Source organism: Phytobacter sp., assembly GCF_059074235.1.
This window is the reverse complement of the sequence record NZ_JCACPZ010000001.1, coordinates 140,144-160,337: the sequence shown is the minus strand read 5'-3', so window position 1 is coordinate 160,337 and position 20,194 is coordinate 140,144. Positions and strand designations below refer to the sequence as shown.

Here is a 20,194-nt window from a genome sequence, read left to right as displayed (position 1 = left end):
CCTGCGATGGTGGTCATGGTGAGTGTGCTGTTTTCGTCATTCTCGATGGCGGGGCAAGCCTGGGATACCTACAAAGCGCGCTTTCTGATGCCGGATGGCCGCATTGTCGACACCGGCAATAAAAGCGTCTCCCACTCGGAGGGCCAGAGCTACGGTATGTTGATGGCGGTGGTCAGCAACGACAAGGCGGCCTTTGACAGCATTTGGGGCTGGACCAACAAAACGCTGAGAAACAAAGATACCGGTCTGTTTTACTGGCGTTATAACCCAGTTGAAGCCGACCCGATTGTCGATAAAAACAACGCCACCGATGGCGATGCGATGATCGCCTGGGCGCTCCTCAAAGCCAGCCAGCGCTGGAATGATAACAGCTATGCCACGGCGTCGGATGCCATTACCCAGGCGCTGCTCAAGCACACAGTTATCAGCTTTGCGGGCTACCGGGTAATGTTGCCAGGGGCGAAGGGGTTCAATCTCAACAGCTATGTGAACCTGAACCCGTCGTACTTCCTCTTCCCGGCATGGCAGGACTTTGCTAACCGCAGCCATTTAACCGTGTGGCGTGACCTGATCCGCGATGGTTCCACGCTGCTTGGTAAAATGAGCTTTGGTCAGTCGCATTTGCCGACCGACTGGGTGGCGCTCTCTGCAGACGGTAAGCTGACGCCCGCCAAAGAGTGGCCACCGCGCACGAGCTACGACGCGATTCGTGTTCCGTTGTACGTCGCCTGGTGGAACCCGCAAAGCACACTGTTAGCTCCGTGGCGTGCCTGGTGGCAGGGCTTCAACCGCAGCCGCACCCCGGCATGGGTGAATGTCACGACCAACGATACCTCACCGTACAATATGAATGACGGGCTGCTGGCCGTGCGCGATTTGGTTCTGGGTGAACCAATGAGCGAACCGCAGATTATGGTGCAGGATGATTACTATTCCGCGAGCCTGAAGATGCTGGTGTGGGTGTCGCAGCAGAGGTAGTGCCTTTCCCTCATCCTCAGGGCTGAGGGATCCCCACAAAAAGTGAAAAGCACGATGAAGTCTCTCCTGATTTGTTAGCGCAGCCAGCAGATCACACTTCATCGTGTCTTTATACGGCTATCCCATAAGACTCTCTTTAAATCCTTTTGGGATTTTTTATCTCGTTTTTCGGATAACAAAAAAAATATAAAATAACAACGCATTAACTATCATCGCCCCAACCAAAAGCAACGATGAAAATACATTAACCCACATAGTTTCTGGAATAAATTCACTATATACATTACTGAACAACTCAAAAATCTTGTCCTCTGGCACAATATAAAACAACATCAGATATATTATTATATATGATGTTGTAAACATAATTCCTGAAACTATTATTTTCTTAATTCCCATTAATACACCTGCACCGTTCCGTATGCAATAAAGGATTTTACTCTTATCTTAGAATTATGCTCACTTAATAATGCATCTCGTAAGATCTTATAATGAGAGCGACCAGGGAGAGTGATACATCCGTTACTAATCCCTTTATAACCAGCAGGATGCAATCTAAAATTACCTCTCTGAACATTTCTATATAAAGTCACGTCATCTATACTTCCATCATCGCGAAACAACCCAAACCAAACCGAACGATCTGAGCCACTAAAAAATGATTTAGGGGCATCATATACAGGGCTTAACAAAGTTGTAGGCCTGTTTACGATGAAATATCGCCCGGGTGGCAGCGGCCCAACATCTTTAATATGTGTCGCATCGGGATTATTTCGATATGGTCCTGCATTCCCAGAGTATGCAGGAAAGAATCCCAAACCAGGACAGCTTAAAGTTGACAGTGAACTACCATTAAGGTGAAAAAGACATTTCAAAATATTATCGTTCATCCCTTGAACATAAATAAATGATATTGCTCTCACAATGCTTCCTAGTTATTTTTTCCTAACGCAGGGAAACAGCTTCCATATGATTATATTTTCCCGTTGAAGGATTTTTTCAATCATGCATCACAGATCAAACAGAAACACCCTTTACTTTTCAATAATGTATATTGAAACACTTCTCTTCCTATCCTGCATAATTTATGTTCCACCATTTAAAGCCTGCTGCCATTAATCGAGACGGTCGAAGAAGGCGCAATGTCTGTAAAGGCACGATGAAATCTCTTCTGATTTTTTAACGCAGCCAGTAGATCACACTTCGTCGTGCCTTTCTTTTTTCTGAAGGTGCCTCAACCTCTTGGGTGAGAGAATACCTTACAACTGCACCCGAATCTCACTGCCCTGCGGCGTAATCACCACGCCCCATTCGCTGCCCGACTGCGAACCGCCCTGTACGCCAGCAACCTGCGCGACATTACGCAAGCACAGCGACCAGTTGCTCGCTTCGCCTTCGCCCTGCACGCTTATCACCCCGCCCTCGCGCTTCGCCCGTAAACGGAACTGCACTGAGCCATTGGCATCCGGTACTTCGCACACCGCTTCATGGCCGTCCTCTAAGGCGAACAACTGGAATGCCGTACCTTCATGCCAGGCGTAGTCCGGCTTCTGGTCGTTCTCGCCGAGTGCCAACAGCGTATTGCCGCGCACGTACACCGGCAGGCTTTGCATGTCGTGAACCTGCTTATGCCAGCGACTCCCCTGCACTTCGTCGTTGTGCCACAGATGCGTCCAGCGCCCTTCCGGCAGGTAAAACTGCACATCGCCCGCTTCGCTGAACACCGGGGCCACCAGAACGCTGTCACCGAGCATGTACTGCCGGTCGAGGTAGTCGCAGGCCGGGTCATCCGGGAACTCCAGCATCATGGCGCGCAGCATTGGCGTGCCGTACTCATTGGCCTTCGCCGCCTGGCGATAGAGATACGGCATCATCCGGCACTTCAGCTCCGTAAAGTGGCGCACCACGTCGCAGGACTCTTCATCGTAGGCCCACGGCACCCGGTAGGACTTGCTGCCGTGCAGGCGACTATGGCTGGAGAGCAGCCCGAACGCGCACCAGCGCTTGTAAACATCCGCAGGCGCGGTGTTCTCAAAGCCGCCGATATCGTGGCTCCAGAAACCAAAGCCAGACAGACCAATCGACAACCCGCCACGCAGGCTTTCGGCCATTGATTCATAGTTGGCGTAGCAGTCGCCGCCCCAGTGCACCGGGAACTGTTGTGCGCCAACGGACGCCGAGCGGGCAAACAGCACCGCCTCTTTCTCGCCCACCGTCTCTTTGAGCACGTTCCACACCAGTTCGTTGTAGATGTACGCATAATGGTTGTGCATTTTCTGCGGATCGGAACCATCATGCCAAACCACATCTGTCGGAATGCGCTCACCAAAGTCGGTTTTGAAGCAGTCGACGCCAATATCCACCAGGCCTTTCAGCTTGTCGGCATACCATTTACAGGCGTCCGGATTGGTGAAGTCATAAATCGCCAGCCCTGGCTGCCACTTGTCCCACTGCCAGATCGAGCCATCCGGGCGTTTGAGCAGATAGCCCTTCTCTTTTAGCTCTTTAAACACCGGGGATTTCTGCCCGATGTAGGGGTTAATCCAGACGCAGACCTTCAGCCCTTTTTCTTTCAGGCGGCGGATCATCCCTTCCGGGTCCGGGAAGGTGACCGGGTCCCACTCAAAATCGCACCACTGGAAGGCCTTCATCCAGAAGCAGTCAAAGTGGAAGACGTGCAGCGGCAGGTTGCGCTCTGCCATGCCGTCGATAAAGCTGTTCACCGTCGCTTCGTCGTAGTTGGTGGTGAACGAAGTGGTGAGCCACAGGCCGAATGACCATGCAGGCGGCAGCGCCGGACGCCCGGTGAACTGCGTGTAGCGGTTGAGCACCTCTTTCGGTGTCGGCCCGTCGATCACGAAGTACTCCAGATACTCGCCTTCCACACTGAACTGCACTTTGGAGACTTTCTCGGAGCCGATTTCAAACGACACGTTTTCCGGGTGATTCACCAGCACGCCATAACCGCGATTAGTGAGGTAAAACGGGATGTTCTTGTACGACTGCTCGGTGCTGGTGCCGCCGTCGCGGTTCCAGGTTTCCACCGTCTGGCCGTTACGCACCAGCGCGGTAAAGCGCTCGCCCAGGCCATACACCGTCTCGCCCACGCCCAAATCCAGCCGCTCGAACATATAGTTACGCGACGTGTTGCCGTCCTGCACGTAGCCGTTGTTTTTCGCCTGGCTGCCGGTGAGGCGCACGCCGCCACGCAGAAAATCCAGCGACCAGAACTCGCCTTTAGTGACTCGCACACTCAGGTTGCCGCTTTTCAGCTCGGCAAATTCAGCGGTGTTTTGCATCTCTGTTTTTACATCGCTCAGGACGTTGAGCGGATAGTGCGGGCCGTTATCCAGTGCCCCCTGGAAGTGCTCAATGCGCACACCCACCACACCTTCCTGCGGCGAGAAGAAACGCAGAGTGAAAAGCGGCGTGTCCAGTTGCCAGGTGCGCTCGCGCACATCACGCGGCGCGGCGTGAACCACCATCTCATTCCCCTGCTGTTCCACATCGAACACCTGAATGGGGTGGATAAGGTTCAGCCCGGGCTGGATAAGCCAGTTTCCATCACTGATTTTCATAATGACGTCCTCTTAGTTTTGAAATTCTTTGTTCGCTGAAAGCTCGGTGAATTCTTGCTCGTTGCGGCGCGCACCCTGCGCCAGTTCCGCCATCATCTTGATGAGGAACGGGGTTTTCAGGGTGTAGAAGCGTTTGGCGACGATCGCGCTCAGCAGGTAGCAGACAGCCGGAACGATGGTGAACAAGGCAATAATGATGCTGATGGTGGCGCTGTTCTGGCTGCTGGCTCCGGCGTTGTAACCGCCGCCTGCGAGCATCCAGCCAATCAGCGCGCCACCGAAGGCAAGGCCCAGTTTGAGCACGAACAGCGTGCCCGCAAAGCTGATGCCGGTGAGGCGTTTACCGTTGCGCCATTCGCCGTAGTCGACAGTGTCGGACATCATCACCCACTGAATCGGCGTCACCAGTTGGTGCAGTACGCCAATCACGAAGATGAAGACAAACATGGTGATGTTGGCCGCGATCGGCACGAAGAACATCGCCAGGCTGACGACCGCCAGAATGGCGTTGGTCCACCAGAAGACGCTGACTTTGCATTTCCAGTCGGTGAGCGGTTTCGCCAGCGCAGAACCAATCAGGTTGCCGACGCAGTAGGTGGTGAGGAATAGGGTGAAGATGCCCGCCGAACCCATGATCCAGGTGCAGTAATACATCATCGCGCCGCCGCGCACGCAGACGGCCAGGATGTTAAGGAGCGTCAGCAGGCCGACGATGCGCCACTGGTCGTTCTGCCAGATGTCGCGCAGGTCTTCACGAATAGGCGTGGTGCTCGGTGGCACCTGGATGCGCTCTTTGGTGGTGAAGAAGCAGAACGCCAGCATCATAAAGGCGACCACGGAGAGCACCGCAATGCCGCCCTGGAAGCCGAAGGCTTTGTCGTCACCGCCAATCAGGTTCACCAGCGGCATCATCAGTACGGTGGAGAGCATGCCGCCCGCCGTCGCCAGCACGAAGCGCCAGGATTGCAGGGAGATACGCTGTTTCGGGTCGTCGGTGATGACGCCGCCGAGCGCGCAGTAAGGGATGTTCACCACGGTGTAGAGCAACGTCAGCAGCGTGTAGGTGATGGCGGCGTAAATCAGTTTACCGTTGTGAGTGAGGTCCGGGGTGCTGTAGGCCAGCACGCACACCAGGCCAAAAGGAATGGCACCGAAGAGTATCCACGGGCGGAATTTTCCCCAGCGGCTGCGCGTTCGGTCGGCAATCAGCCCCATGCACGGATCAGAGATGGCATCGAGCGCACGCGCCAGCAGGAACATGGTGCCCACGAACCCGGCTGGAATGCCGAAGATATCGGTATAGAAGAACATCATGTAGAGCATGACGTTATCGAAAATGATGTGGCTGGCGGCGTCACCCATGCCGTAACCAATTTTTTCCTTCACTGAGATGATGTGCGAGTTCATGAAGATTCCTTACGCGCAGAAGTGCGCTGAGAATGGTTCTGAACGTTGTAAACCATCACCTTTTACGCAGGAATTCCGTTTTCTGGTTATCAAATTATGATTCTTGTTTTCTGTGATCGTGGTTCCGCAATTACGCCGAAAAATGGTAACTCTCGGAAAAGGTGAGGATTTATCTCAAACGAGGTGAAATTCGCGAAGCAGAGCGAGAAAAAAGTGTGATGGGGGATGTGGTTAGCACTTGAAAGTGGCTATAATGCGCCCCGCCTCCATGTAGCAATCGAGGCGCGGAAGATCGTCGTCTCCGGTGAGGCGGCTGGACTTCAAATCCAGATGGGGTCGCCAGCGATCCCGGGCAGGTTCGACTCCTGTGATCTTCCGCCAAAATGTTCTATTTTTTTAAATGTGAAACCACAACAGGGAAAAAAATGTCACCTGATTTTTTAGAATATGGATATCTAGGTTTCTTGGCAATATTGATTATTTCACTTCTAAAAATCATAGATAGTTGCAATAAATATCATCGATCCTTTAAGCAGGTTTTATATATATCTTTAGCCTTCAGTTCATTTAGTATTTTAAGTGGCATCGTAGGGTATGTGTGGGCATCGAAACAGTTAGAATTAGCAACGAAAAATGAAACCATAATAACGATTCTAGACAGTAGAATTCAGAAAGAAGACCAAGCGTATTTAGAAGCAATGCGTCCTTTGCAAACAGCATTAGAAAACGCCTCGGATAAATTAAGCATTTACTCATTAGGCGAAGCACGAAATCAATACATATCAGAAATGGAAAAATTAAATAACATAATAAAAGAAAGAGAAAAAACGCACTCTGACAGAGTGTCTAACTTAAAAAAAATCTATCAAATCGAGAATGACAAAAAACGCAATTAACAATAGCTAATCAATCTTTTACATACCGTTTTTCTAAAATTTTTGAGGCTAGGCTATCTTTAACAAACAAGAAAATAGAAAAGATAAAAAGTAAAACTTGCAATACTCCAATTATCATTATTGGTTTAAAAACTATAATTCCATAAAAAATTAGCGATAAAAAAAGCAAGCAACATCTTTTTGATATATAGAAGGTAAACTTTGGCCCATCTATCGCCGAAGAACAAAGTGGGATAACTTTGGCGATTTTACAAATACACTGGCCGTAGATTACTGCAGATATTAGTGACCAGTCTGTCGCTAACATAATTGCATCTATTACACTAGAAGTAGTATCAAAATTTTTAACAAAATTGATTATAACAAGACAAACAAAAGGAATAATTATAAATATCACCTCACCATAAACATCAGCTAGCATTGATTTTTTATCATTCCAATCAATCTTTGAAGAGATCATTTGTTCTTCCCCAACCTCTATGAATCCCGATCACATCAATTATTTTGACATTTTTGAATTTAGGTTTATTAGTTTTTTTAGAATAAAGTACATCATACTCTATTTTAGCTTCTAATACATCATTTGGCCCTATAGGGGATATTATTCCGGACTGATACTTTCTTAACCACTCTTCATTTTGGAAATGCGCATTAAAAGTATTATTCAACCCCACCTCCTCTAATTTCCATACATTGTGACCTTTGTTAACTAGAACGTGAACATAGAAAAATGAAGTTCTTTTATAATGCCCCCCATTTCTTGCAAACATATCGATAACATTGTGAGAAATAGAAAAGTCGCAATTTAACTTCCTAACCTTTCTTTCTCCCCCAGGGATTCCGATCCCAATTGATACATATTCATCTTGATTAATCCTAGCATTCACAGTGGAGTAATCAAATAATAATTCCGCCAACCTTTCCATGTCTATTTCTGGTTCAATACCCATTCTACTTGGATGTTTTTCTTTAATGAATTTACCTAGTTTATCTCCAATCTCTACTAACTCATCTTTGGTAGTTATATTACTATTCTTTTCAATAGCGTTAGCTAATTCGTTCGCACTTTCAAAAACAAATAAATTTAACTCATCGAGTTTGCATTTTATCCAAGCAATTACAGAGCCACTTTCAAATTTCACAATTTCGAAAACTGCGGCATCTTTTTGATTAATCGAACTTAGCGACAGCGTTCCTATGTTTTCATAGAACCTGACATACTGTGTGAATATATTTAATATTTCAATTGGGTCTTTTCTGTTTTTGCTATAATCAAATTTAATTATCAGTGCTTCATTCATTTAATGACCTTCTTTTTTTAGAATCGCATTATATTATTAATAATTACTATTTTTAATTCTGAGTCTGCACGCCTCTTTCACCCACTTACTAAAATTCCCTTTCCCTGCCGCCTTCTCGATCTGCTCCAGCAGTTCATCCTCAAAACGAATGTTCTTCATGGTGCTTTTCGTACGGTCAAAACTGAGTTTCTTTTTTTCTTGCATGGTAGGTACCAATTAGGTTAAGTTAACTTCACGCGGTACCTACCACATGAATTCTTTATCAACACTCTAGCGGTGCTCGAACACCACCGGAGCGTCTAACCTCACCAACTATCAAGGAGTTGATTATGGCTGATTTGCATTCTAACCTGGACATTACGACCACTGGAACCTCGCGTGAGTTAATTGTGGGATATCGCCCGCGTGGTCGTGATAAAAGTTCGCCGAGTTTGACGATTTCCGGCAAGTGGCTGCGGGAGGTTGGGTTTGATACCGGGCAGCATTACACGCTGAGAGCGATGAACGGCTGTATCGTGCTGACGGCCTTTACGGACAAAGAAGAGACGTTAACGGCGGAATTAAAAGAAGTGCGTCAGTGGTTAGAGGGAATTAAAGCGGCGGTGCATGTGGAAAAACAGGACGTAACGCCATTGATAACCAAAGTCCCTCCCTTACCCGATCTGCGAAAGCTACTGGGACCTTCATACTGATGGGCATGGATGACGAAGAAAAAAAGCTGCAGGATTTGAAAGCCAAAATCCAGCGTGCAAATGATGACATAGAGGCTGGAAATACCGCTGATGGCGAGACTTTTTTCCGGGACTTAGTTGGGAGCGAGGTAATCAACCCAGCCAACGTAAAACCTGGCAACGTGCAAGTAAGCCTTAAACGTTCGTGCTGACGAATTGTCGGATGACGCTTCGCTTATCCGACCTACAAACATCTTTCGGCATCAAGGCCCGGCTGTTCGGTAAAGCCGAACAACCGGAAACGTCGGGTGGCGCTTCGCTTACCCGACCTACCAATACAAACTCCACTCAAACAGAACGTCCCTGTCCTGTCTTGCTACCGCTCCCGCTTATTTGCGGTGGCGGCGCTGGAAGTCCTGCATAAAGTCGGCGAGTTTCTCAACTGCCGTTACGCTCAGGGCGTTGTAGATTGATGCACGCACGCCGCCGATGGCGCGGTGGCCTTCGAGGCCGGAGAAGTCTGCGGCGCGGGTTTCTTCGAAGAACGCGGCTTCAATCTCTTTGGTCGGCAGGGTGAACGCCACGTTCATGTCTGAACGGTGCTCAGGTGCGGCCCATGAGTGATAGAAATCGTCGCTGTTGTCGAGAATGCTGTACAGCAGGTCGGCTTTCACGCGGTTGATTTCGCCCATTTTTTCCACGCCGCCCACATCATTCAGCAGCCAACGGGTCACCAGCAGCACCACGTAAATGGCGAACACTGGCGGGGTGTTCAGGTTGGAGTGCGCTTCAATCTGGCGACGGTAGTCAAGGAATGCAGGCAGTTCTTTGGTGCCCGCCTGAACCACGCTGTCGCGGATCAGCACAATGGTCACGCCTGCCGGGCCGATGTTCTTCTGCGCGTGGGCATAAATCAGGGAGAACTTGTCCGCTTCGCACGGTTTGGAGAGGAAGTCGGAAGACATATCACACACGCGCGGCACGTGGTCGTGACCCAGCACGCGGTTGAATTGCAGACCTTCCACCGTCTCGTTGGAAACATAGTGAATGTACGGCGCATCCGGGGAGAAGGTCACTTCGCCGTCGTTCGGCAGACGACGATAGCCGTCGCTCTCACCGCTCCAGACCACTTTTACCGGGCCTTCGCGCATCGCTTCGGTAACCACTTTGCGGCTCCAGTAACCGGTGTCCAGGTACTCGGCGGCGTGTTTTTTGCCGCGCAGCATGGTCATTGGCACCTGGGAGAACTGCTGGGTCGCGCCCCCTTGCAGGAACAGAATGTGGAAATCATCCGGCAGGTTAAGCAGCGTGCGAATGTTGTTTTCTGTTTCGCGCACCACGTTTTCAAACCACGCGGAACGGTGGCTGATGCCGAGGATGGACAGGCCCACTTCCGGCACGTTGATGATCGACTGCTGAACCTGGTTCAGAACCACTTCCGGCAGCGCACCCGGGCCACCAGAAAAGTTAAGGGCGTTCTTTGGATTTAATGACATAGGTTTTCCACTGTACTCAAATTAATGACCAACCCGCGCTAACAGCAGGTTGCGAAATGCGTTGATGACTTTGCTCATGTGAATCTGTTTATTCGGGAACAGCACCTCATCGTCCATGGCGTGAATCACCATCGCCGGGTCGATTTCAAACACCAGGAACTGCCCGTCTTTGGTTTCTGCGCAATCAATCCCGAGGTAATCCAGCCCGGAGCGCTGATAAATGGTGTCGAGCGCGACTTTGTGACGCTCGGCAAAATCGGCAAATGTGTTCAAAAACACCGCTTCTTCGGCACGTTTGGCGGCATCTTCGTACATGCCCGCATTCACGTAGTGAATCATCCAGTGTGATGAAATGCCCATATGGCAGGCGTAAGGTTTACCGTCGATCAGCACCACGCGGAATTTGCGGAACTGGCCGTCATCGCCGCTGTAATCAATAAACTGCGAAAGGAAGAACACGGGTTCGTTCAACTCAGTGAGATAGGTTGCCACTTCCGCCGGGGTGTCGAGTTTTTGCAGACCGTGACCACCGTGGGTGCCCACCGGGCGCAGAATGATCGGGAACTGGTGCCCTGCGACCACGTCCGACAGCATCAGGCTACCAGCGGCAACTTCTTCAAGTTCGGTACGGGTAATGTGCAGCGCGGGGCTGATTTGCAGGCCCGGCACGTTTTGCAGTAGCAGGCTGGCAGTGTTGCGTTCAGACGAAAACACAAACTGCGGCGCGTTAATCACCGGCGTCGGCCAGTCGGCGAGTTTGTGTTCAAGACGGGTAATCAGCTCGCGGGTGTCGTCGCTCGCGCCCACTGCCACCATCGTCAGGTCGTGCTCGGGGATGTCCCAGGCCAGCGGCTCAGCGCCGTGCGGGTCCATAAAGTAATAAATGAGGTCGACGTCGCTGTTTTCCAGCAGGCAGTCAATCGGCACGTTGGCAGACAAGTTACCCGGCACAACCAGCATCAGCAGCCGCAGTTTGGCAGGCTGAACCGCAGCGGGGCGCACATAAATGCGCTGTTGCGCCAGCGCTTGATCCTGAATGGTCAACCCGAGTTCTTCGTGCTTGAGGCTCATCATCGCAGTGGAGAGGTTCATCCACAGCATGGCGTCGTCCGGGTTGTCCTGCGCCTCGGCGATCATCGCCTGGGTGTGCGCCGTGAAATCAAAACCGGCAATGCTCATGCGCAGGAAGGGGGCGAGTCCGAAATAACTGGCCGCTGGCGGGAACGCTGCTTCGGACGCAGGCAACGTGTCGGCTGACGCTGGTGTGTTCAATCGTCAATTCTCTTTTTGGAGGATAAGTGCCGAAAGCTCGCCAGGCAGCAGCGAAGGATTCAGACATAACCGCACCATTAAACCAGCAGTCAAGAAAAGCAAAACGCCAATTATCCTCTGTTTTTGGATGCAATTCGGAGAATTTGCCCGCAACGATTTCCGCCGGGGCAGAGGCAAATACCACGATTAACCTGCCGTTTCCTTGCCCTACCTTATTTCGTAGGGCGGGTACGTTTCGCCATCTAAATATCAACAAAAATCCAACTACCAACAGGATATGTTGTGAATTCATCAATTCTCTTTAATGAGAAGAGCAATCCTCTTTTACCTCTCATAAGCATCGCTTAAGTAAAATTATGTCCCTAAAGAATTAAGGTCAATGCCGATAACCCATACCAGGGATTTCTTCGTGAGCAGGCTAATGATCAGTCTCAAAACCAATCTTTCTTCACTAAACACCCAGAACCAGGCGGCTAAGAGCAAGTCAGAGCTGGATGCTTCTATCCGCCGTTTGTCGTCGGGTCTGCGTATTAACAGTGCCAGCGATAACGCCGCCGGGCAGGCGATTGCCAACCGTCTCGCCAGCCAGCAAAGCGGGCTGTCGCAGGCGAAACGTAATGCGGGGGATGGGCTGTCGATGGTGGAGACGGCGGAAAGCGCGCTCGATGAAATCAACAATCGCCTGCAACGCATTCGTGAACTGACAGTGCAGGGGCTGAACGGCATTAACTCGCAGGAAGATTCAGATGCCATTCAGGCGGAGATCAACCTCAACCTGAAGGCCATCGACCAGCTTAATTCCACGTCGAATTTCAACGGCATTAATCTGCTGGATGGCAGCGCGGGCAAGCTGGGGTTCCAGGTCGGAACACGTGATAACGAGAAAATCGACCTCGACTTATCTTCCCCCGGCTTCAGCGTGGACGAACTCGGGCTGAAAGACCTGATTATCAGTGGCATCAGCGGGACCGTGTCTGAGGTAAACCGTTATGTGGGTTATGCCAATGCGATGTCGCTGAGCAACAGCGCGACAACGGTAAGCTACACCGGCACCACATTGACCTCGCCCCAACTGGTCAGGGGCACCGACCATGAGTATTACATTCAGGGTCTGGATGCTAACGGTAATACCGCCTACAACCTGGCCTCATACCAGGCGCTTTGGGATACACAAGCCGGCACAGGTACTATTACTGTCCGTGCCTATTCAGGCACGCCGCTGTACGCCGACGCCAGGCAAATTCCTTCCCGCGCCATTACCACACTGAATGTTCTCAACAATGACGGTACAGCAGCCAGCGGCACGCTGACCGAAGATAGCGGTCAGTATTATATTCAACAGGGTAATACTTACTCCCCGGCCAGCCTGACCTTTGGCCCGACGGGCGCGGTGACGGCGCAAATAACCAGCGCCGCCAGTAAAGAGGATTTCGAATTCACCACCCTGCCGACCAACGTCACGACCACCCCTGCGGTCGACAGCAGCACGGTGGCATCGACCTTCACTGACGCCAACGGTAATGCGGTGGCAGGCAGGCTGATGAAATCCGGCAGCCAGTACGTGATGGAAGTGAACAACGGCGGTAATTTGCAGTATTACCCGGCCACGTTCACGGCCACATCGGACGGCACGACCACCTCATTAAGCGTCACCGCCACCAGTGGTACCTCTTTAAACAGTTTTACGCCCGTGACCAACGTGAGCGGGAACGCGTATGTCACCTTCGACCCGGCGAACGTGCAGGTCAATTACACCGACGCCCAGGGCAAAACCTTTACGGATGTGCTGCGACTGGACAGCGACGGCAACTATTATATGGACCTTCCGGGCAGTGATATTTCGAAGACCGCCACGCTGAACGTAAGGAATAGCCTCACCGACCCTTACCTGCTTAAAACACTTAACGGCGTGGGTGAGGTACAGATTTACTACGCGACCAGCATCTATTCCAACACAGACACCGACACCAACCATACGGTGATGACTATCTCTGAAGTGGGTTCAGGTATTCGTCTGCGCAACCCGGATGACCCGCTGGCCACGCTCGACCGCGCCATCAAGCGGATCGATACCCAGCGTACGCAACTGGGTGCTGTCGCCAACCGGCTGGAGTCGGTGCAGAACCTTCAGGACAGTGCGACCAGCGCCATCGCTGCGAGCCGTTCACGTATTGAAGATGCCGATTATGCAACTGAAGTGTCGGCTATGACCCGCACGCAGTTGTTGCAACAGGCGAGTGCCGAGATGCTGGTGAAGGCAAATAGCACGCCAGAACTGGTGCTGTCGCTGTTGAGGGGGGGGAGCCTGAAAGGGAGTATAATTAATCACTTGCCACAGGATGGAGCGATGTTGAGAACGAAATTATGAGTAAAAATCACGCCGCCTGACGTGCTGTTCCATAGCACCGCCAGCCGATTTTTAGCATCCATCATGGAACAGGGCATTATCTCTAAAGACCGTCAGCATGTGCATTTATCTCAGGATGAGGCAACCGCTGTTCAGGTCGGTCAGCGTCACGGGAAACCGGTCGTGCTCACCATCAACGCCCGCGCCATGTTCGAACAAGGCTTTAGGTTCTATCAGGCCGATAACGGCGTCTGGCTGTCGAACACCATTCCCTGGGAGTTTGTGCAGGAAGGGTGAGGTGGAGAATAAAACAATCCCAGTCACTGAACAGGGACTTAATCTAGGACTCACTATCACTTTTTATAATTTTATTGATGAGATCTTCTAAGATATCTTTGACTGGAGACACGACTTCATTTAATAAACATTTAGCTTCATACAATAATATATCTTTTTCATCTTTTCTTATCTCTGACATGTCCAGCGACCTTAGGGAATCAACACAATCAATAAATAAATCCTTATCCCCTGAATCAATAACACTTAAAATAACCTTTAATTCGTATGGCGTATGCAAGTCACCTAAACATTCAATCAGTCTTTTTTTCCAGAATAAAGATTTTAATTTAATCTGGGATAACAGAATCTCCCAATCATTTCTACCAAATTTTCTCAATATCTCAGTTGACTCTAAAATGGCGCAATCATACCAGTAATCACCTGGTTCACGCTCAAGACTAAAGTCAAATATACAAGCATCAAATTGATCATACATTCTTATATCTACCTCATTTAAATGGGTGAAAAGCCTGAGCAGGAAGTTTGTTATCTGATACTACTATTTTATCAAGAAGAGATATTGCAATTTCGCTTGCTGCTTCCATATATTCCACGCCTACAAAAATGCTGGATAACATTAGTATAAACAATTCTCATCCACACTGAGCAGCAAATCTGCACGAGTTAAAAACCAAAAACAACAATATATCGTTGCCCAACCATAATTAAATAGTGAGTCAACAGATAATATCATGTATTTCTCCATCTCTTATTATCTTAAATTTTTCTATTTGGCTTATAGATATTGGATTCATAGAAGTAGTGCCTTTATTGATGACTCCCGTAACGATAACATTATCGTTATAATTTGCAGGCCCACCAACCCAGCCACCTACAGCGTCATCCAACATAATTTCAAGATCTGGACAATAAAGTTCAAGACGATCCAGGCTTTCATAATTTTCATTACGAGGAACCAGATAACATGAACCACTACGTATAATCAAAACTGCATTAACAGTTACCACCCCCCCTGGTGATAATGAAGGTAACTCAAATGCACTTAATAAAACTTCGATATTTTTCATTTTATAACCTTAGTAAAGATAGCCTCACCAGAAAATTTCTGCCTAAACTCATATATTGGCGTAAAGTATTGTCGACCATAAGCAGGATCCCTTATTGCCACGACTTGTTGCCCATTTCTGATTGTTATTCCATCGACAACAACCGCGTGACCACCTCTATCTAAAGACATTCGAACGATAGCTGGATCCCCTTTTGAGGTAGCATCAGCCAGACTCTCTATGCTAACTCCACTAACTCGTTTAGCGGGCAAACCATTTTGGTTCAACACCGTGATGACGGAGTATGAAAATCTGATCTTATCAAACTATAATTTCATAAAGAGTGTCAGGTGGTGCCTGGCACTCTTCAAAATCGGCATGTATGACGTCATATAGCTCAGATAATTTTATTTTTTTTATCGTTTGAATTTGATTGCATTCAGTTATTGCAATAACCATTTTTTTAGCGTTTGATAATTTAATCATATCAACCAAAGTATCTAAAAGAATATTAAGTCGGTCCTTTCCTCTTGGTGGAAATCCAATATCAGATGTTTCAGGGTCATACTCATCATAATCAATTAAGTAGGTTGCATTGATTGAGTTCGGCCCATCTGCAATATCAAAAATAAAAACATCACCCGTTGGCATGAACTCACTTGGATAACCAAAAAGCTCATCCGATTTAATTAATTGAAAATTAAGATTACTTTTAGAAATGTATTTCCTCAATGCCGCATCTTCGTTTACATCAGGAGATGGAACTAAATAGCCACATACATCATTAGACATAATTTTACCTTCAATAGAACAAGAACCATGAACAGTTTTCATTTTCCATGAGGACGCCCCATATTTTAGTATGGAAATAAAAAACCTTACCTAGCATGTAAGTTATGTGTTAACAATTAAGTTTTATAATTCCCACGCGGGAAATCCTCCTGGAAATAAGCGTAATCATTTTCAAGCATTTTTTTATAATAGGAGTCTTGTGATATGGTATCATATCGATGATATATTTTTGTGATTAATTCTTTTGAGAAATTCTCACGGAACGGCGTTCGGCTGTATTGACTTAAGCCATCCATTGCAGAGTTTAAAACTGACGGAGGCATATTTTCTATATTTTCACATATATATTCTAGCGCATATTCCTTTTCTATATCGAATAAGTGTCCAAGACAAAGACTATCTAAAAACTGGTCACTAATATTTTCTGAAAATAGGATTTTTTTACAAAAGGATGCACATGCTTGCTCATCAGTGAAATGTAAAACTGAAAGTGCACTCGCTGCTTCATCCAATGGCTCACCAAAAGAGTCCATATCCAGATACCCATGTGCTAAAAAACAATTTAATTCTTTAACTAATTGTTCTTTGTTTTTTTCTGGGATTTTATTATATCTGTACAAATAAAAAATAATTATCAATTGCCATCCCTTTTATTTTTTCTAAATCATTAAAAATAATGATTTATTCCCTTATATTAAAAACAGGCTATGTTGTAGAACTTGTTCCATCATATGGAAAGATTCTAACATATTATTTTCAAAAGAATAACTCACCACTTTGTATAATTATTAACAACTCAATCTTACAAGGCAGCTAGAGGGGTTTATTATATCTTGAGTAAAAAACAAAATTATATTAATGGAATTACATTAAACCGCACAAGAGAAATTTTTATGTATTTTAAGGCAGAATCAAGATCTTATATAATATCCTGCCAAATTGGGCATGGTCTAACTGTAAATATAGAGATCTATATCGATCTCTGCCCCTATGCTACTAATGAATTTTAAACTATCTGAAGTAAAATGCATTGCTGGTTTCTCTCCATTTTCTATCTTAACTATAAATGAGAAAACAAAATTAACATCCAATGAAGATTTCATCTCACACAGAGTGTGTACTTTGTCATCCATTACATTAATAAGGCGGTAAAGTTGATCGTTTAAATCTAATGACAACTCCTCCTTCGTACAAATTTTCCAACTAGTTTCAATACTTGGCTTTTTTTTCCTTCAGGAACAATGCCCTTAACCTTTACTTCGGTAGGGGTAATACCTAATCTGATGGTAATATCCTCAGTATCAAAATTGTCGCCATAGATGGAAAAATAGGCCATTACAGTTGTGCTATCCATTACATTCACCTATTTGATAAATTCGCCAATCGCCCTTACCACTTTTTCTAAATATCCATAGTTCGCCACTATTTTTATTGATGCAGAAATCATCATTTGAATCCGGGTTTAACTCTTCAGCCTTTTTGCCATACAGCGCCTGAGCAAATATATTCGCCCCGGCGGAGGCGATAAACCCGCCGATGGCACCTGCGGTGGCATTGCCGCCCAGCACACCCGACAGCAAGCCGGTCAAGGCGGAGTTGGCAGTCCAGAACGGGCTACCAACGCTGTACTGCGCATCCACCGCTTTAAACTCGGCGGAACCAATGACCTTCGTGTTGATTTCTCTTTCGCTCAGACCATCCCGTTAGCCGCGTGCCGCCATCTCGTCGCGCACTTTCTTCTTCGATGCGTCGAGTTTGCTGTCCATGTAAGCCGTCATAGCATGCGTGCCCAGCGTTCTTTACTTGTTGCTGTCGTGCCAGAAGGAATGTTTCGAACTTAATTGCCACAAATATCCGAGCTTTGTTTGCTGCTTTTTTTCTCGAAAACTATGAAATAAAAGAACTAGTATCTATATTCCTCATATTTAAATCCAAAACTAATCTTGAGATAAATAGCTCGACTTCACTTATAATAGTGAATAAATTTACCCCATTATATACATGTTCGCTCCAGATACTACTTACTTCCCAAAACTCACCTACTTTCTTAAAAGATAAAATAGGGCCATCTTCGTAGTCCATTGAGTAATATGAAAAATTACAGCAATTTTTTTTTAGCCAACCACATAATTCCTTTGCAAGTTCAAGTAATAAAACCCCTTCTTCTGATAAAAATTCCTCATCATCAAATCTAACTTTTAATATACCTTCCACTTCACAAAGTAATTGCGGCCCAGCAGTCGCAGTACCAACAGATAAGTTTGAGTATTCAATGCTCATTTTTCGTTCACTGGAAATGCATTCCATATTTTCCCACCATCTCCTATATTAATTCTAATACTAGTTTGCCCTTTTGTACCCACTGGTCTACCCAGATTAGTTACTACACGGAAGGAGCCATCTTGATTATTCGGATAAAACTTAGCATCAGAAGAAGCCAGCGCTTCTTTTACTATGTTACGAATAGTGTTCATATCTGCTGTATTAAACTGTGCAGCCCTTGTCGCTGTAGTTCCAACCATATGTTTATCTTTTGGTATCCAGTTAGAAACAGAATTCTTAGCTGATAGGAAAGCCGTTTTTGACACTTCATCAAGAGTACTCGTTTTGTAAGGAAGAGATCCGCCACATCCTGTTTCTGGTTCGCCTTGTCGCGGATGATGATGTCACCTGCGGCAATCGCGCTATGCGGTGATATCCTGGTCAGCTTTAACAATCACCGACTCCCCGGCGGCCAGGTTACTGCCCTGCTGCTTGCTGCAGTAATCCTGATTCTGCTTCGAGGAGCTTGCGGAGACACCCACGCTGACCCGCATTATCGACTCGTTGTACGCTTCTTTCGCCACGTTAATGGCTGTGGTCAGCCCGACTTGAATGAGTTATTCTCAACTACAAATCCAAATACAGACGCCACAATTCATCTTTATCCATCTCGCTAAACGTTATTTGATCTAATGGTAAGTACAAAGTTATATTTTCATGAACATCTGGATAGCGCATCCTCTAAAGAATTTGAAGACGTTCTATTGAGAGCCAATAGCACCTTCCATGTTTCATTAATATAAAATTCAACATATCGACCCAGAGAACACCAGTTGTTTTTTTCATTAAATCATAAGAAAGCAAAAACATATATGTTATTTATATATGAAAAATCAATAAATATAAAAATGAAATGCATATAAGCCTCACTCATACATTCTTAATTATTTTCGCCAATACTATAATATGTGATACCTTCGTTTAGGAGAAATGAATCAGGTAAAAACTTTAGTACATTAAGTTCATCACCCAGATTAACAACAAACAATTCGTTTTTTTCGTTAAAAATAAGTTTCACTCCAATATAAGAATCTTCAACAGATGAGTACATAAGTAATAATCGTAACAAAGTCTTGTCAATTAAATTAGCAAAAATATTGTCTGATGAAAGATCCACAATAATCTCCTTTCCGTATTCCCCAAGATCTTTGTCTTGCAGTTGAAAATCTGCCATATCAAGAGATGAGCCATCTCTACCACATTCTAAAGCCAATGCTGTATCTGCTTTCGAAAAAACAAACTGTAGCTGCTGTGGGTATTCATAGTTGGGGGTACCATAAACATAGATAACCCCTTTAACTGAAAGTAGCTTTCTACCAAGAACACTTTCAGCCCATTTTTGAAACTTATCTACAATACCAGTCACCTTGGTTCTCCATTTAATGCATTTTTTACAGAAGTATTGTTGATTCCATCTTTTAGAATAGTTACAAAGGTACCATCAGGTTTAGTAACAACTACATCATTACCTTTTATCCTAAAAAATACTTCTCCGCGACTGGCACCAACTTCAGCCCCCTGCCCTTTGAAATATCCAGCAACAACCTTGTCTGGATTTGTTCCTATATCATAAATTGCGTCTATCACACGCTGTCTGTCTGCCTCATTCGAAGGATTACCACCAAAGTCTTTAACATGCTTTCCTAATTTTTTACCTAGCTGTGCATTGGTAATTGAAAAAGCAGCGTTAGAACCAACACCTGTACTTGGTAACGATATCTGCCCAGGGGCTGGCAAGCGAGTCACAACAGCTTCAGCCTTGGCTGCCGCAGCTTCTGCCGCAGACTT

26 protein-coding genes, 1 tRNA gene and 1 pseudogene are annotated in these 20,194 nt (G+C 46.8%); 7 read left to right on the top strand and 21 right to left on the bottom strand.

Annotated features, from left to right (window positions below):
• Positions 1-6 precede the first annotated feature (6 nt).
• The gene (locus AC5JPW_RS00755; RefSeq protein WP_494238120.1) at positions 7-978 is read left to right on the top strand and encodes a family 8 glycosyl hydrolase; all 972 of its coding nucleotides are present in this window, start codon (positions 7-9) and stop codon (positions 976-978) included.
• 398 nt (positions 979-1,376) lie between these two features.
• On the opposite strand, the gene AC5JPW_RS00750 is transcribed toward AC5JPW_RS00755, so the two are convergent.
• The 3 genes from AC5JPW_RS00750 to AC5JPW_RS00740 all read right to left on the bottom strand — a co-directional run bounded on the left by AC5JPW_RS00750 (position 1,377) and on the right by AC5JPW_RS00740 (position 5,963).
• Positions 1,377-1,856 (bottom strand): DUF2778 domain-containing protein, encoded by a 480-nt coding sequence (locus AC5JPW_RS00750; RefSeq protein ID WP_494238119.1) that lies wholly within the window; start codon positions 1,854-1,856, stop codon positions 1,377-1,379.
• Between the two features lie 381 nt (positions 1,857-2,237).
• On the bottom strand, positions 2,238-4,556 hold the full coding sequence (gene yicI / locus AC5JPW_RS00745) for an alpha-xylosidase (RefSeq protein ID WP_494237724.1): 2,319 nt from the start codon (positions 4,554-4,556) through the stop codon (positions 2,238-2,240).
• Between the two features lie 12 nt (positions 4,557-4,568).
• Positions 4,569-5,963 carry a glycoside-pentoside-hexuronide family transporter gene (locus AC5JPW_RS00740; RefSeq protein WP_494237723.1) on the bottom strand — a complete coding sequence of 465 codons (1,395 nt, stop codon included), beginning with the start codon at positions 5,961-5,963 and terminating at the stop codon, positions 4,569-4,571.
• Between the two features lie 286 nt (positions 5,964-6,249).
• Here AC5JPW_RS00740 and AC5JPW_RS00735 point away from each other — a divergent pair.
• Both AC5JPW_RS00735 and AC5JPW_RS00730 read left to right on the top strand, forming a co-directional pair.
• Positions 6,250-6,344 (top strand) — tRNA-Sec (locus AC5JPW_RS00735).
• Positions 6,345-6,388: 44 nt separating this feature from the next.
• Positions 6,389-6,859 (top strand): hypothetical protein, encoded by a 471-nt coding sequence (locus tag AC5JPW_RS00730; RefSeq protein ID WP_494237722.1) that lies wholly within the window; start codon positions 6,389-6,391, stop codon positions 6,857-6,859.
• Positions 6,860-6,869: 10 nt separating this feature from the next.
• Here AC5JPW_RS00730 and AC5JPW_RS00725 read toward each other — a convergent pair whose 3' ends face one another.
• Genes AC5JPW_RS00725 through AC5JPW_RS00715 form a run of 3 tightly spaced genes read right to left on the bottom strand, consistent with a single transcriptional unit; the run spans position 6,870 to position 8,364 of the window.
• On the bottom strand, positions 6,870-7,319 hold the full coding sequence (locus AC5JPW_RS00725; RefSeq protein ID WP_494237721.1) for a hypothetical protein: 450 nt from the start codon (positions 7,317-7,319) through the stop codon (positions 6,870-6,872).
• The gene (locus tag AC5JPW_RS00720) at positions 7,300-8,160 is read right to left on the bottom strand and encodes a hypothetical protein (RefSeq protein ID WP_494237720.1); all 861 of its coding nucleotides are present in this window, start codon (positions 8,158-8,160) and stop codon (positions 7,300-7,302) included. Before AC5JPW_RS00720 ends, AC5JPW_RS00725 begins: the two co-directional genes overlap by 20 nt.
• Positions 8,161-8,196: 36 nt before the next feature.
• A complete protein-coding gene (locus tag AC5JPW_RS00715) occupies positions 8,197-8,364 on the bottom strand; it encodes a YlcI/YnfO family protein (protein WP_494237719.1) in 168 nt (55 codons plus the stop codon).
• A gap of 125 nt (positions 8,365-8,489) precedes the next feature.
• Between AC5JPW_RS00715 and AC5JPW_RS00710 the strand changes: the two genes are divergently transcribed.
• Positions 8,490-8,852, top strand: coding sequence for a SymE family type I addiction module toxin (locus AC5JPW_RS00710; RefSeq protein WP_494237718.1), 363 nt, complete (start codon positions 8,490-8,492; stop codon positions 8,850-8,852).
• Positions 8,852-9,043 carry a hypothetical protein gene (locus AC5JPW_RS00705; protein WP_494237717.1) on the top strand — a complete coding sequence of 64 codons (192 nt, stop codon included), beginning with the start codon at positions 8,852-8,854 and terminating at the stop codon, positions 9,041-9,043. The genes AC5JPW_RS00710 and AC5JPW_RS00705 overlap by 1 nt, the downstream gene beginning before the upstream one ends.
• A 177-nt stretch (positions 9,044-9,220) precedes the next feature.
• Here AC5JPW_RS00705 and AC5JPW_RS00700 read toward each other — a convergent pair whose 3' ends face one another.
• Together AC5JPW_RS00700 and AC5JPW_RS00695 are read right to left on the bottom strand one after the other, a co-directional pair.
• Entirely contained in the window at positions 9,221-10,327 is a 1,107-nt protein-coding gene (locus tag AC5JPW_RS00700; protein WP_494237716.1) for a phosphoserine transaminase, read from the bottom strand.
• Positions 10,328-10,348: 21 nt separating this feature from the next.
• The gene (locus AC5JPW_RS00695; RefSeq protein ID WP_494237715.1) at positions 10,349-11,599 is read right to left on the bottom strand and encodes an ATP-grasp domain-containing protein; all 1,251 of its coding nucleotides are present in this window, start codon (positions 11,597-11,599) and stop codon (positions 10,349-10,351) included.
• 421 nt (positions 11,600-12,020) lie between these two features.
• Between AC5JPW_RS00695 and AC5JPW_RS00690 the strand changes: the two genes are divergently transcribed.
• Together AC5JPW_RS00690 and AC5JPW_RS00685 are read left to right on the top strand one after the other, a co-directional pair.
• Entirely contained in the window at positions 12,021-13,967 is a 1,947-nt protein-coding gene (locus AC5JPW_RS00690) for a flagellin N-terminal helical domain-containing protein (RefSeq protein ID WP_494237714.1), read from the top strand.
• 9 nt (positions 13,968-13,976) lie between these two features.
• Positions 13,977-14,243: pseudogene (locus tag AC5JPW_RS00685) on the top strand (RNA 2'-phosphotransferase); the annotation flags it as partial.
• A gap of 43 nt (positions 14,244-14,286) precedes the next feature.
• Here AC5JPW_RS00685 and AC5JPW_RS00680 read toward each other — a convergent pair.
• The 13 genes from AC5JPW_RS00680 to AC5JPW_RS00620 all read right to left on the bottom strand — a co-directional run bounded on the left by AC5JPW_RS00680 (position 14,287) and on the right by AC5JPW_RS00620 (position 20,152).
• Positions 14,287-14,721 (bottom strand): hypothetical protein, encoded by a 435-nt coding sequence (locus tag AC5JPW_RS00680; protein WP_494237713.1) that lies wholly within the window; start codon positions 14,719-14,721, stop codon positions 14,287-14,289.
• Between the two features lie 241 nt (positions 14,722-14,962).
• Positions 14,963-15,313, bottom strand: a complete 351-nt coding sequence (locus tag AC5JPW_RS00675) for a hypothetical protein (protein WP_494237712.1) — start codon at positions 15,311-15,313, stop codon at positions 14,963-14,965.
• Positions 15,310-15,582, bottom strand: coding sequence for a papain-like cysteine protease family protein (locus AC5JPW_RS00670; protein WP_494237711.1), 273 nt, complete (start codon positions 15,580-15,582; stop codon positions 15,310-15,312). The genes AC5JPW_RS00675 and AC5JPW_RS00670 overlap by 4 nt, the downstream gene beginning before the upstream one ends.
• 31 nt (positions 15,583-15,613) lie before the next feature.
• The gene (locus AC5JPW_RS00665) at positions 15,614-16,084 is read right to left on the bottom strand and encodes a hypothetical protein (RefSeq protein ID WP_494237710.1); all 471 of its coding nucleotides are present in this window, start codon (positions 16,082-16,084) and stop codon (positions 15,614-15,616) included.
• 116 nt (positions 16,085-16,200) lie between these two features.
• Entirely contained in the window at positions 16,201-16,722 is a 522-nt protein-coding gene (locus AC5JPW_RS00660) for a hypothetical protein (protein ID WP_494237708.1), read from the bottom strand.
• Between the two features lie 312 nt (positions 16,723-17,034).
• A complete protein-coding gene (locus tag AC5JPW_RS00655; protein ID WP_494238118.1) occupies positions 17,035-17,298 on the bottom strand; it encodes a DUF4279 domain-containing protein in 264 nt (87 codons plus the stop codon).
• A complete protein-coding gene (locus tag AC5JPW_RS00650) occupies positions 17,253-17,420 on the bottom strand; it encodes a DUF4279 domain-containing protein (RefSeq protein ID WP_494238117.1) in 168 nt (55 codons plus the stop codon). The genes AC5JPW_RS00655 and AC5JPW_RS00650 overlap by 46 nt, the downstream gene beginning before the upstream one ends.
• Positions 17,421-17,430: 10 nt before the next feature.
• Complete coding sequence (locus AC5JPW_RS00645; RefSeq protein WP_494237707.1) at positions 17,431-17,724, bottom strand: hypothetical protein; 294 nt, start codon at positions 17,722-17,724, stop codon at positions 17,431-17,433.
• Positions 17,725-17,971: 247 nt separating this feature from the next.
• A complete protein-coding gene (locus AC5JPW_RS00640) occupies positions 17,972-18,364 on the bottom strand; it encodes a DUF7878 domain-containing protein (protein WP_494237706.1) in 393 nt (130 codons plus the stop codon).
• Positions 18,361-18,672: a hypothetical protein gene (locus AC5JPW_RS00635; protein ID WP_494237705.1), complete on the bottom strand. Its 312-nt coding sequence runs from the start codon at positions 18,670-18,672 to the stop codon at positions 18,361-18,363. The genes AC5JPW_RS00640 and AC5JPW_RS00635 overlap by 4 nt, the downstream gene beginning before the upstream one ends.
• A gap of 96 nt (positions 18,673-18,768) precedes the next feature.
• Positions 18,769-18,900, bottom strand: a complete 132-nt coding sequence (locus tag AC5JPW_RS00630; RefSeq protein ID WP_494237704.1) for a hypothetical protein — start codon at positions 18,898-18,900, stop codon at positions 18,769-18,771.
• A gap of 386 nt (positions 18,901-19,286) precedes the next feature.
• Entirely contained in the window at positions 19,287-19,772 is a 486-nt protein-coding gene (locus AC5JPW_RS00625) for a hypothetical protein (protein ID WP_494237703.1), read from the bottom strand.
• A complete protein-coding gene (locus AC5JPW_RS00620; protein WP_494237702.1) occupies positions 19,769-20,152 on the bottom strand; it encodes a hypothetical protein in 384 nt (127 codons plus the stop codon). Before AC5JPW_RS00620 ends, AC5JPW_RS00625 begins: the two co-directional genes overlap by 4 nt.
• Positions 20,153-20,194 lie beyond the last annotated feature (42 nt).